Annotated in this window: 11 protein-coding genes; 3 read left to right on the top strand and 8 right to left on the bottom strand. The window is 61.1% G+C overall.

Annotated features, from left to right (window positions below):
* Positions 1–105: 105 nt before the first annotated feature.
* The 4 genes from FEM54_RS11570 to miaB form a co-directional block, all read right to left on the bottom strand.
* Positions 106–945: an HlyC/CorC family transporter gene (locus FEM54_RS11570; protein ID WP_010206772.1), complete on the bottom strand. Its 840-nt coding sequence runs from the start codon at positions 943–945 to the stop codon at positions 106–108.
* Positions 946–988: 43 nt separating this feature from the next.
* Positions 989–1,447 (bottom strand): rRNA maturation RNase YbeY, encoded by a 459-nt coding sequence (gene ybeY, locus FEM54_RS11565; protein WP_017136064.1) that lies wholly within the window; start codon positions 1,445–1,447, stop codon positions 989–991.
* Positions 1,440–2,444, bottom strand: a complete 1,005-nt coding sequence (locus FEM54_RS11560; protein ID WP_017136065.1) for a PhoH family protein — start codon at positions 2,442–2,444, stop codon at positions 1,440–1,442. The genes ybeY and FEM54_RS11560 overlap by 8 nt, the downstream gene beginning before the upstream one ends.
* 165 nt (positions 2,445–2,609) lie before the next feature.
* Positions 2,610–3,938 carry a tRNA (N6-isopentenyl adenosine(37)-C2)-methylthiotransferase MiaB gene (miaB, locus tag FEM54_RS11555; RefSeq protein ID WP_099547593.1) on the bottom strand — a complete coding sequence of 443 codons (1,329 nt, stop codon included), beginning with the start codon at positions 3,936–3,938 and terminating at the stop codon, positions 2,610–2,612.
* Between the two features lie 131 nt (positions 3,939–4,069).
* Here miaB and FEM54_RS11550 point away from each other — a divergent pair, with 131 nt between their 5' ends.
* Positions 4,070–4,396: a DUF1820 family protein gene (locus FEM54_RS11550; RefSeq protein ID WP_003194436.1), complete on the top strand. Its 327-nt coding sequence runs from the start codon at positions 4,070–4,072 to the stop codon at positions 4,394–4,396.
* 110 nt (positions 4,397–4,506) lie between these two features.
* Here FEM54_RS11550 and FEM54_RS11545 read toward each other — a convergent pair whose 3' ends face one another.
* The 4 genes from FEM54_RS11545 to FEM54_RS11530 form a co-directional block, all read right to left on the bottom strand.
* Positions 4,507–5,061: a tetratricopeptide repeat protein gene (locus tag FEM54_RS11545; protein WP_017136068.1), complete on the bottom strand. Its 555-nt coding sequence runs from the start codon at positions 5,059–5,061 to the stop codon at positions 4,507–4,509.
* Between the two features lie 236 nt (positions 5,062–5,297).
* Complete coding sequence (gene hemL / locus FEM54_RS11540) at positions 5,298–6,581, bottom strand: glutamate-1-semialdehyde 2,1-aminomutase (protein WP_138450948.1); 1,284 nt, start codon at positions 6,579–6,581, stop codon at positions 5,298–5,300.
* Positions 6,582–6,598: 17 nt separating this feature from the next.
* Positions 6,599–7,222 (bottom strand): thiamine phosphate synthase, encoded by a 624-nt coding sequence (gene thiE, locus FEM54_RS11535; RefSeq protein WP_017136070.1) that lies wholly within the window; start codon positions 7,220–7,222, stop codon positions 6,599–6,601.
* A 20-nt stretch (positions 7,223–7,242) separates the two neighbouring features.
* Positions 7,243–8,040: a hydroxymethylpyrimidine/phosphomethylpyrimidine kinase gene (locus tag FEM54_RS11530; protein WP_017136071.1), complete on the bottom strand. Its 798-nt coding sequence runs from the start codon at positions 8,038–8,040 to the stop codon at positions 7,243–7,245.
* Between the two features lie 276 nt (positions 8,041–8,316).
* Between FEM54_RS11530 and FEM54_RS11525 the strand changes: the two genes are divergently transcribed.
* Both FEM54_RS11525 and FEM54_RS11520 read left to right on the top strand, forming a co-directional pair.
* On the top strand, positions 8,317–10,695 hold the full coding sequence (locus tag FEM54_RS11525) for a hybrid sensor histidine kinase/response regulator (RefSeq protein WP_138450947.1): 2,379 nt from the start codon (positions 8,317–8,319) through the stop codon (positions 10,693–10,695).
* A gap of 90 nt (positions 10,696–10,785) precedes the next feature.
* Entirely contained in the window at positions 10,786–12,435 is a 1,650-nt protein-coding gene (locus FEM54_RS11520; RefSeq protein ID WP_138450946.1) for an acyl-CoA dehydrogenase family protein, read from the top strand.
* Positions 12,436–12,512 lie beyond the last annotated feature (77 nt).

The raw sequence follows: 12,512 nt of genomic DNA, 5'->3' as shown, positions 1-12,512 counted from the left end.
TTGCAGGCCTTGAAAAGGGAACGCCATTCCCTGCGGCCTGCGCCTTGCCTGGCCCGCTCTCAGGGGCAACGCGACACAGGAAATAGCTGATGCCCCACCCCTTCCTTAGCGGGCAATCGGGGTCAGGCGGATCAAGTGGATACGACGGCTATCCGCATTCAGAATGCGAAAGCGATAAGCGCCAATCTCAGTGGTTTCGTTACGTTTTGGCAGGTGCCCGAACGCACTCATCACCAAACCACCCACGGTGTCGAACTCATCGTCGGAAAATTCGCTGTCGAAGAACTCGTTGAAGTTCTCGATCGGCGTGAGCGCCTTGATCAGGAAATCACCGCTGGGCAGCGGCTTGATGTAGCTGTCTTCTTCGACGTCGTGCTCGTCTTCGATGTCGCCGACGATTTGCTCGAGCACGTCTTCGATGGTCACAAGACCAGCCACGCCGCCGTATTCGTCGATCACAATGGCCATGTGATTGTGGTTGGCGCGGAACTCGCGCAGCAGCACATTCAGGCGCTTGGATTCAGGCACGAAGGTGGCCGGGCGCAGCAGGTCCTTGATGTTGAAGCTGTCGCCGTTCTCCTTGAGGATCAGCGGCAACAGGTCCTTGGCCAGCAGGACGCCCATGACGTCGTCATGGCTTTCACCGATCACCGGGTAGCGCGAGTGCGCCGAGTCGATCACGGCCGGGAGGAATTCCCGTGGGGTCTGGGTCGCCTTGATGCTGATCATCTGCGAACGCGGGACCATGATGTCCCGAACCTGCAGGTCAGCCACCTGGATGGCGCCTTCGACGATGGCCAGCGCTTCGCTGTCCAGCAACTTGTTCTGATGGGCCTCGCGCAGCAGCTCCAGCAGCTCCTGGCGGTTTTTCGGCTCGTGGGCAAAAGCCTGGGTCAGTTTACCCAGCCATGACTTCTGCCCGTTGCTCGATCGGTCTTCGCTCATAGCGATTACTCTAAATCCTTTGTTGTGTCAGTTATGTGTAGTTTCAGTTTTCGTCGTCTGCATACGGATCAGGGTGACCCAGTTCAGCAAGCAACGTTTGTTCCAGTGTTTCCATTTCGCAGGCTTCGTCATCGTCTATATGGTCGTAACCCAAGAGATGCAAGCAGCCGTGGATGACTAGATGGGCCCAGTGGGCCTCAAGTTCCTTGCCTTGTTCCTTCGCCTCGCGCTCCACCACTTCGACGCAGATCACCAGGTCGCCCAGTAACGGGATATCCAGTAACTCATCCGGCACGTCGGCGGGAAAGGACAGCACGTTGGTCGCGTAATCCTTTTGGCGCCAGGTGTGATTCAGTTCACGGCCTTCGGGCTCGTCCACCAGGCGGATGGTCAGTTCCGAGTCGGCGGTGCGCTGGCGCAGGGCCAAAGCGCACCATTGACGGAACTGCGCTTCGCTGGGGGCGGGCGCGTCGGTGGCCAGCTGCAGGTCTAGCTCAAGCATCGCGGCGCACGTCCTTGGCGGGTGCGTCATCGCGGTGCTCAAAGCGCTCGTAGGCCTCGACAATGCGCTGCACCAGCGGGTGGCGAACCACGTCTTTGGGCATGAAATGCGTGAAGCTGATACCTGGCACGTCCTTGAGCACGTCGATCACCTGGGCCAGGCCGGACTTGGTGCCCTTGGGCAGGTCGACCTGGGTGACGTCGCCGGTGATCACGGCGGTGGAGCCGAAACCGATACGGGTGAGGAACATTTTCATCTGTTCGACCGTGGTGTTCTGGCTTTCGTCGAGGATGATGAAGCTGTTGTTCAAGGTGCGACCACGCATGTAGGCCAGCGGGGCGATCTCGATCACCTGGCGCTCAATCAACTTGGCCACGTATTCAAAGCCGAGCATCTCGTACAGCGCGTCGTAGAGCGGGCGCAGGTACGGGTCGATCTTCTGGGCCAGGTCGCCGGGCAGGAAGCCAAGCTTCTCGCCAGCCTCGACCGCCGGGCGCACCAGCAGGATGCGCCGCACTTGCTCGCGCTCCAGGGCGTCGACCGCACAGGCCACGGCCAGGTAGGTCTTGCCGGTACCGGCGGGGCCGATGCCGAAGTTGATATCGTTACCGAGGATTTCCTTGACGTAGCGCTGCTGATTCAAGCCGCGTGGGCGAATCATGCCTTTTTTGGTGCGCAGGGCCACGCTGGCTTCGGCCACCGGGTTGTTGGCCAAGTCTTCCACGGCGGATTCCTGCAGATACAGGTGCACGGTCTCCGGCGACAGCTCACTACCCTTGGTTTCGCGGTAGAGGCGGCGCAGCAGGTTTTCTGCAGACGTGGTGTGCTGGGGTTCACCAATAAGCTCGAACTGATTGCCGCGGTTGCGGATCTCGATGCTCAGGCGTTGTTCGATCAGGCGCAGGTGCTCGTCGAACTGTCCGCACAGGTTGGCGAAACGGCGAGCCTCAAACGGCTCGAGGAGGAAACGATGGGGTTCTGCTATGGGTGCGTTCAAGGTTGCTTTTAGCCGCCCTTTGGCTGTTTAGGTGAAAGAGAGGATAACGCCAGCGCTCGGCGGGCGAAAGCACTTATATAGGCTGGCTCAATCTCAAGAACCATGAAGATCCACTGTGGGAGCTGGTAAGCCAGCTCCCACATTTGATCCTCATATGTCTTGAGGTCAGTTGATCAGCGACCCACGCAGCGAGTGCGGTTGCGCCGCATCGATGTGCACATCGGCAAACTGGCCGATCAGAGTCGGGTTGTCGCAGCGGAAGTTGACGATCCGGTTGTTCTCGGTACGCCCTTGCAATTCGCCCGGGTCTTTTTTCGAGTAGTCGGTGACCAGGATGCGCTGGATCGAACCGACCATTTGTCGGCTGATCTCGAAACCTTGCTGGTTCAGGCGATGTTGCAGCGCGTTCAAGCGCTCTTTTTTCAGCGATTCCGGCGTGTCATCCGCCAAGTCCGCTGCCGGCGTGCCTGGACGCTGGCTGTAGACGAACGAATACGAGAAGTCGAAGCCGACGTCTTCGATCAGCTTCATGGTCTGCTCGAAATCTTTCTCGGTCTCGCCAGGGAAGCCGACGATGAAGTCCGAACTGATGCAGATGCCCGGCACGGCGGCGCGCAATTTACGCAGCTTGGATTTGTACTCCAGGGCGGTGTGGTTGCGCTTCATGGCCGCCAGAATGCGGTCCGAACCCGACTGCACCGGCAAATGCAGGTGCTTGACCAGCTCCGGCACCTCGGCGTGTGCCTGGATCAGGCTGTCGGAGAACTCCAGCGGGTGCGAGGTGGTGTAGCGAATACGCTCGATGCCGTCCACCGCTGCCACCACGCGGATCAACTCCGCGAGGTCGGCCAGGCGCCCGTCGTGGGTCTGGCCGCGATAGCCGTTGACGTTCTGGCCCAGCAAGGTCACTTCGCGCACGCCGTTTTCGGCCAAGTGGATAATTTCCGACAGCACGTCGTCAAACGGCCGGCTGACTTCTTCGCCACGGGTGTAGGGCACCACGCAGAAGGTGCAGTACTTGCTGCAGCCTTCCATGACCGACACATAGGCACTCGGCCCGTCGATGCGCGGTTCGGGCAAATGGTCGAATTTTTCGATTTCGGGGAACGACACGTCCACCTGCGGCAGCTTGGTGATGCGTGCGGCGTCGATCATTTCCGGCAGGCGGTGCAGGGTTTGCGGGCCGAAAACCACGTCGACATAGGGGGCGCGGTCGCGGATCGCGGCGCCTTCCTGGCTGGCCACGCAGCCGCCGACGGCGATCACCATCTCCGGGTTGGCCAGTTTCAATTCACGCCAGCGGCCCAGCTGGGAGTACACACGGTCCTGGGCACGCTCGCGGATCGAGCAGGTATTGAGCAGGATTACGTCGGCATCTTCGGCGCGGGCGGTGACTTCCAGGGCCTGGTGTTCGCCCAGCAGATCGACCATGCGCGAGCTGTCGTACTCGTTCATCTGGCAACCGTGGGTTTCGATGTAAAGCTTCTTGGCCATGGGAATCGTCAACTGGTGGTAAAGAACCGCGCATTATAGGGGGCATGCCCATTGGTTCCTAGCGCTGTGCATCGGGTGCCATGCTATAGTTCGCGCCCTCTTTTATATCCCCGATGTGTTGTTCGCCCACCATGACCAAACGTGAAGCTCCAATCTACAAGGTGATTTTCCTCAACCAGGGCCAGGTGTTCGAAATGTACGCCAAGCAGATCTATCAAAGTGATCTGTGGGGCTTCCTGGAAGTGGAAGAGTTCGTCTTTGGCGAGCGCACCCAATTGGTCGTCGACCCGGGCGAAGAAAAACTCAAGGCGCAGTTTGAAGGCGTGGTGCGCAGCTTTGTGCCGATGCATTCGATTGTGCGCATTGATGAAGTCGAGCGCCTGGGCACGCCGAAGATCAGCGAAGCGCGTGGCACCAGCAATGTGATGCCGTTTCCGATGCCGATGCCTGAGAAGTAAGGCGTTAGACCGAGTCAAGCTATCGCAGGCAAGCCAGCTCCCACGTTTGGAATGCATTTCCTTGTGGGAGCTGGCTTGCCTGCGATAGCGGTAGGGGGGCTTAGCTGAAATCAGGGCAGGGGCGAAAAGGGCGAACGCCCGTCGGCACTCTGCAATTCCTGCAGGTAATTGCGGAAAATCTGGCCCAGCACTTGGGTGGCCACTTCCAGTTCATCACGCTGCATGTGCTCGGCGACTTCGTCGGCCGTGTCCAGCGCGTCTTCGGCACCGTTGACCGCTGCCATTTTCAGCACGATGTAGGCCTGGACGTTATTGGCCGGCACACCTTCGCCTTTGAAGAACATGTTACCCAGTTGGAATTGCGCCTGGGCGTGGCCCTGCAACGAAGCCTTTTCGAAGTAGCTCAGGGCTTTGTTGAGGTCGCGGGCCGGGTTTTTGTCGTCGTGGAAGTACTCGCCCAACTCGTATTGCGCCTGCGCATCCCCACCGTCGGCCTGTTTCTGGCACGCGCTCAGGGCTTCGGCCTGGCTGTCTGGCTGGGTATTGAGGGTGCAACGACCCATCGCTGGGATTAACAACGAGTTGCCGCCTGCCTGGGCATGTGCCAGCAGCGGCTGAAGGAGCAACAGGCAGCCCAGAACCAGGGTGCGGCCGGTGCGTTTCATGGGAATCGACTTACCTCTGACGGGGCACGCGGACCCTCGGGGGTCCAATAAGCGCGCATTATGAAATAAGCAGGCCCCTGCTTACAAAGTCTTTACTCGTTTTTCTGCTGCGTAGGCAAGTTATCTGCCGGATTGCAGGTGATTTCTCGAAAAATGCAGGAAATCTCTGTAGGCAAAGTAGCAAATCTGACGCTGCGAGGGGCAACGTCAGATGTGTGTGTCCCTTATATCAGGGCTTACTTCAGGGCTGCGAAAGCGCGCTCGGCAGCATCCAGGGTCAGTTTCAACTCCGCTTCGCCATGGGCGATTGAGGTGAACCCGGCTTCGAAAGCGCTCGGTGCCAGGTAAACGCCGCCTTCGAGCATCAAGTGGAAGAAGCGCTTGAACAGGTCGGCATCGCTGCCCATCACGTCATCAAAGGTAACGATATCGTCGGCGCCGCTGAAGTACAGGCCGAACATGCCACCTGCTTGTGTGGTCACGAACGGGATACCCGCCGCATCGGCGCGCTGTTGCAGGCCATTGAGCAGGCGTGTGGTGTAGTCGGTCAGCTCGGCGTGGAAACCCGGGCGGCTGATCAGGCGCAGGGTGGTCAGGCCGGCCGCCATGGCCAATGGGTTACCTGACAAGGTGCCCGCCTGATACACCGGGCCAAGCGGCGCGATGTGCTGCATGATTTCGCGCTTGCCGCCGAAGCAGCCCACGGGCATGCCGCCACCGATGATCTTGCCGAAGGTGCTCAGGTCCGGCGTGACGCCGTAGTAAGCCTGGGCGCCGCCGAGGGCTACGCGGAAGCCGGTCATCACTTCGTCGAAAATCAGCACCACGCCGTGCTTGTCGCACTGCTCGCGCAAACCTTCCAGAAAACCCGGTGCCGGTGGCACGCAGTTCATGTTGCCGGCTACCGGCTCGACGATGATGCACGCCACGTCCTGGCCGACTTCGCTGAGCATCTGCTCAACGGCAGCGATGTCGTTGAACGGCAGGGTCAGGGTGTGTTTGGCAAACGCGGCCGGCACACCCGCCGAGCTTGGCACGCCTTGGGTCAGCAGGCCGGAACCGGCTTTTACCAGCAGGCTGTCGGAGTGGCCGTGGTAGCAGCCTTCGAACTTGATGATGCTGTCGCGGCCGGTGAAACCACGGGCCAGGCGGATTGCGCTCATGGTGGCTTCGGTGCCGGAGCTGACCATGCGCACCATTTCCATCGATGGCACGATTGAGCACACCAGGTCCGCCATCTCGGTTTCCATGGCGGTCGGCGCACCATAGGACAGGCCGTGTTGCAGCTGCTGACGCACCGCGTCGAGCACGTCCGGGTGGCTGTGGCCGAGGATCATCGGCCCCCAGGAACCTACGTAGTCAACGTAGCGCTTGTCATCTTCGTCGGTGACGTAGGCGCCTTCGGCATGCTTGAAGAACAACGGTGTACCGCCGACGCTCTTGAACGCACGCACGGGGGAGTTCACACCGCCGGGGATGTGTTTCTGGGCATTGGCAAACAGGGTTTCGGAACGGGACATGATCGGGCTCTCTACACTTAAACTTTAAGAAGGTCGTTGAAGGCGCGGGCGCGGCGCGTGACTTCCTGGGTGCTGTCGGCACCGAACAGGCCGTGTACCACGGCGAGCAGGTCGGCACCGTGGGCCACCAGGGGGGCGGCGTTCTCCAGGGTGACGCCACCGATCACGCAGATCGGCAACTGCAGACGCGTGCGGGCCTGGGCCAGCATGTCGAGCGTGGCGGCCGGCGCGCCGGGCTTGGTGTTGGAATTGAAAAAGCGGCCGAAGGCGACGTAGCTCGCGCCTTCCTTGGCGGCCTGCTCGGCCAGTTCGATCTGGCTGTGGCAGGTGGCGCCGATGATGGCTTTGGAGCCGAGCAGTGCGCGGGCCGGGGTCAGTGGGCCGTCGGTTTGGCCCAGGTGTACGCCGACGCCCAGGCGCGCGGCCAATTCGGCGTCATCGTTGATGATCAACTGGGTCTTGTAGCGTGAGCACAGCTCGCGCAGTTTCTCGGCTTCACGCAGGCGCCGGGCTTCGTCGCTGCTTTTGTCGCGGTACTGCAACAGGGTTACGCCACCGTCCAGTGCTGCTTCGACGTAGGCGAGGAATTTGCCGGCCAACAGTTGGCTGTCGGTAATGGCGTAAAGGCCACGTAGTTTCATCAAGCAGGCCTCTTGTGCGGTTAAGAGCAGAAATCCAGCGGCAGACGGCGCGGCACGAACTGGCCCTGGCCGAGTTGTTCGGCGTCACGCAGGGTGCGCCAAGTGTAGTTGAGCGCCGATTGCACCGCGCTGGCCAAGCCTTCGCCCTGTGCGATCCGGCCGGCCAAGGCGCTGGCAAGCGTGCACCCCGAGCCGTGATAGCTGCCGGGCAGGCGCTGGCAGGTAAAGGTCTGGCGCGTGCCGTCGCGGCTGTACAGGCGGTTGTGCACTTCATGCTCGTCGCCGTGGCCGCCGGTGATCAGCAGATGCTTTACAAACGGCAGCAGCTTCTCGGCGCATTCGTCCGCCGTGCCCTCGGGCAATTCGGCGAGGATGCGCGCTTCCGGCAAGTTCGGCGTAGCGATCAGCGACAGTGGCAACAGCCGCTCACGCATGGCATAACCGACTTCGTCCTTGCCCAGGCTGCCGCCGCCACCGGCGCGCAGCACCGGGTCGCAGACCACCGGCAGGTGCGGGTGCGCCTGCAGCAGTTCGACCACGGTGTCGACCATCGCGGTGGAACCGAGCATGCCGAGCTTCACCGCCGTCACTTCGGAGTCGCTCAGCACGGCATTGGCCTGGGCCAGTACCCACTCGCGGTCGAGCACGCGAAAATCGCTGACATTGACAGTGTTCTGCACGGTCAAGGCAGTGACGGCCGGGGCCGCATGACAGCCTTGTGCAAGCAGGGCTTCGATATCTGCCTGCAAGCCGGCGCCACCACTGGGGTCGTGGCCGGAGAGACAGAGGACAACGGGGCGAGAGCTGTAGATATTCATGGTGCGCGAGCTTACCACCAAACGCTTTTGGCGTGGCTGTTGGGCGAGAGGCGAATTTCCCGCTTATGTTTATGGTTTGGCTTGGCTGGTTTTTTATTCGGAAAGCGCTTGAGATGCCCGTTCTAGAGCCTTTCAAAAAATTATTTCAATGGTGTCCAATGGCCTCTAGCGGCTATGCTAGAGTGGATCCAAACAACTTAATGTATCGCCGGTATACGTCTACTCAAAAGGAATGGGGGACTTTTGACATAACCGGACAGGCCACGCTGGGGCTCTATGCGCTATTTGCTGATCTTTTTATTGTGCGGGCTGCCGATGCTCGCCAGCGCCATCGAGTTCAACCCGGATACTCGAAGCCTGCCGCTGGGCCGCGTCATGCAAGTGTTCGAAGACCCAACCGACGCCCTCACCATCGCCGATGTCAGCACTCCCGCCTTCGCCGCCCAGTTCAAACCCCATGACAAAGCCACCCTCAACGCCGGCTATTCACGCTCGGTGTTCTGGCTCAAGGTCGACCTGCATTACACCGCCACTGATCCTCGCGCCCCGCGCACCTGGTTTCTGGAGTTGGCGTACCCGCCGCTTAACCAACTGGACCTGTACCAGCGCGACAGCACCGGCAATTACCGCCTGACTACCCGCACGGGCAGCACCCTGGCGTTTTCCAGCCGTGAAGTGCGCCAGGCCAACTACCTGTTCAAGCTCAATTTCGTGCCTGACCAGCAGCAAACCGTGTACCTGCGCCTGCAAAGCCAAGGCTCGATCCAGGCACCGCTGACGCTATGGTCTGCCACCGCCTACCTGGAGCAACAGCCACTGCGCCTGTATGTATTGGGGGCTATCTATGGCGTGTTACTGGGGATGCTGGTCTACAACCTGTTCATCTACTTGAGCGTGCGCGACACCAGCTACCTCTTTTACATCCTCTATATCGCTTCGTTCGGCCTCTACCAGCTCTCGGTCAACGGCGTGGCGGTGGAATATTTCTGGCCGAACAATCCATGGTGGGCGAATGCGGCGGTACCTTTCCTGATCGGTTCGGCGGCGTTGTTCGGTAGCTTGTTCGCGCGCAGTTTCCTGCACACCGCGCAGCACAGCCGCTGGCTTGACCGGGTTTTGCTGGCATTGGCAGCGGCTGGCGCGTTGGTCATGGTGCTGGCGCTGCTGACCAGCTACGCCGTGGCCCTGCGTTTGGCCACAGGTTTGGCGCTGGTGTTTACCGTGACCATCTTTGTGGCCGCCATCAAGGCCTGGTATTGCGGCCAGCGCATGGCGCGTTACTTCATCATCGCCTGGTCGGCGTTCCTGCTGGGCGGGGTGGTCAACACCCTGATGGTGTTGGGCTACCTGCCCAATATGTTCCTCACCATGTACGCCAGCCAGCTCGGCTCGGCCATCGAAGTGGCGCTGTTGTCCCTGGCCCTGGCGGACCGCATCAACGGCATGCGTGAGCAGCAGGCGCAGATCCTGTTCGACGCCAGCCAGAAGCTTGAAGTGCTCAACCAGCAATTGGCGCGCAGTAACCGCCTCAAAGATGAATTCCTCGCCACGCTGACCCACGAACTTCGTACCCCAATGAATGGCGTGATCGGCTCGTTGGAGCTGATGCAGACCGTGCCGCTGGATGACGACCTTACCCAGTACCAGCAAACCGCCGCCGGTTCTGCGCGGGACATGATGCGCATGGTCAACGGCATTCTCACCCTTACCGAATTGCAGGCCGGGCGCCTCACCGCCCATCCCCAGGTCTTCAGCCTGCGGGGCACGCTCGACACCTTGCGCCAGCAATTCACCGCCAGCGCGCACAGCAAAGGCCTGGAGTTTTCTATCGACGTGGCCGATGAACTGCCGGACCGGGTGATTGGCGATGCCGGCAAACTCACTCAATGCCTGGATTGCCTGCTCGACAATGCCTTCAAGTTCACCCACGAAGGTGCGGTGCGCTTGCGCGTGGTGGGTGTGCCGCACAGTGACGGCGAACTGCGCCTGAGCTTCATTGTGACCGACAGCGGCATCGGCTTCGCTTTCCTCGATGAGGCCACGCTGTATCAGCGCTTCTTCCAGGTCGACGGTTCGATGACGCGCGAATACGGCGGCCTGGGCATCGGCCTGGCGATTTGTCGGCAGTTGATCGAACTGCTCGGCGGGCGCCTGACCCATCATTCCGAGCCCCGCAAGGGCAGCCGCTTCCAGTTGGACATGAGCGTCAACCCGGTGCCGCCCGAGCCAAAGCCGGCAACGCACAAACCCCACGCTCAACGAGCGCCCCAGGAATGTACGGTGCTGTTGGTGGACGACAACAGTGTCGGCCAATTGGCGGTACGCGGCATGTTGCTCAAGCTGGGTTATCGGGTGAAAACCGTGGATAACGGCCCGGCCGCCTTGGCGCTTTTTCAGGACCAAACCTTTGATGCGGTGCTGCTGGATATACCCGAGGGCGGCTTCTCGTTGTGCTGTCAGATTCGTGCGCTACCCGGCTGCGGCGAGCTGCCGGTAATTGCCCTGAGCACCTCGCTGCACGCCCCGGATCGAGAGCGTTGTCATGGGGTCGGCATCACCGAACGCCTCAGCAAACCCGTACGTTTCGAGGCGTTGCAAACGGTGCTGGAGCGGCACCTGTTGTGCCCGTTAGAGGGCGAAAGCGCCGAACAATAGGCGGGTATGCCACTTTTTTAAGCCCGATGACGGTGCTTAACTGAAATTCAGGCCTCAACCGCACGTGGCCTATTTTCCAGGAGGCCCGTCATGAACCTGCATCAATTTGCCGAAACCCACGACGTCACCAACCAGCCGCCGTCCCTGGACGGCACCAACCTTTATCGTATCGACCTGCCCCTGCAAGAATGGTCGCGACGCTTTGGCGCCGGCTGGGCGCAGGCGCGTATTGATGCGTACGGCGCGCTGGCCGGTGGGCCGTTGATGGCGGCCGGGTTCCTGGCGAATCAGAACAAGCCGGTGTTCAACAGCCATGACCGCTACGGCCATCGCATCGACCTGGTGGAATTTCATCCGGCCTATCATGAACTGATGCGCACCGCCGTCGAGCATGGCCTGCCATCGCTGCCGTGGGCGCATCCGCAGCCCGGTGCCCATGTGGCCCGCGCCGCCATGACCTACCTGCACAGCCAGGCCGAAGCCGGCAGCGGTTGCCCGTTGACCATGACCTTCGCCTGCGTCCCGGCCCTGCGCCTGCAACCGGACCTGGCGAAGACCTGGTTGCCGAAAATCCTCAACACCGAATACGACCCACGCAACGTCGGCATCGCCCACAAAGCCGGCGCCACCATCGGCATGGCCATGACCGAAAAGCAAGGCGGCACCGACGTGCGCGCCAACACCACCCGTGCCTATCCCGTGGGCGCCGGCGGCCCCGGCCAAGCCTATGAGCTGGTAGGGCACAAGTGGTTCTGCTCGGCACCGATGTGCGATGCGTTCCTCACCTTGGCGCAGACTGACAAAGGCCTGACGTGTTTCCTGCTGCCAAGGCATCGCCCGGATGACACACGCAACCAGTTCTACATCCAGCGCCTGAAAAACAAACTCGGCAATTGCTCCAACGCCTCCAGCGAAGTGGAGTTTCGTGGCGCCCTGGCCTGGATGGTTGGCGAAGAAGGCCGGGGCGTGCCGACCATAATCGAAATGGTCGCCATGACCCGTTTCGACTGCATGGTCGGCTCCAGCGCCTTGATGCGCCAGGCGTTGACCCAGGCCAGCCACCATTGCGCCCATCGCTCAGTCGGCGGCCGCGTGCTCAGTGAACAACCGTTGATGCAAAACGTGCTGGCCGACCTGGCGCTGGAGAGCGAAGCCTCCCTGGCCTTGAGCATGCGCATGGGGCGGGCGCTGGACCATCTGGATAACGAACAGGAAGCCAAATTTGCCCGGCTGGTGACGGCGGTGGGCAAGTATTGGATCTGCAAGCGCGCACCGGCCATGATCAATGAGGCCGCCGAATGCATGGGCGGCGCCGGGTACGTGGAGGACAGCATCCTGCCGCGTCTTTACCGTGAGGCGCCGGTGAATTCGACGTGGGAAGGTTCCGGCAATGTGCAGTGCTTGGACGTGCTGCGGGCATTGTCCAAAGAACCGGGCGTGCTGGAGGCATTGTTTGTCGAACTGGGCGATGGGCATGGTGACAAGCAGCTGGCGCGGCATATCGAGCAATTGAAGTCGGCGTTTATGGACACTCAGGACATCCAGTACCGCGCGCGGCAGTTGACCGAGGACATTGCCGTGGCGTTGCAGGCCAAGCTGTTGCTGGAGGCCGGGAATTCGGTGGTCAGTGACGGGTTTATCGCCAGCCGCCTGGGGGCGTCGTCCGGCCGTGTGTACGGCACCTTGCCGCGCGGGGTGGACGTGGCGGCGATCGTTACGCGCTCGACCCCAACCCCCTGACAACACAGGGTCAAACTGTGGGAGCTGGCTTGCCTGCGATGGCGGTGTACCAGCCAGCAAATGCAGGACTGACACAC

The sequence above is a fragment of the Pseudomonas edaphica genome, assembly GCF_005863185.1.
Lineage (GTDB): Bacteria > Pseudomonadota > Gammaproteobacteria > Pseudomonadales > Pseudomonadaceae > Aquipseudomonas > Aquipseudomonas edaphica.
The sequence above is the reverse complement of the archived record's forward strand: the minus strand, read 5'-3'. Positions and strand labels throughout refer to the sequence as shown.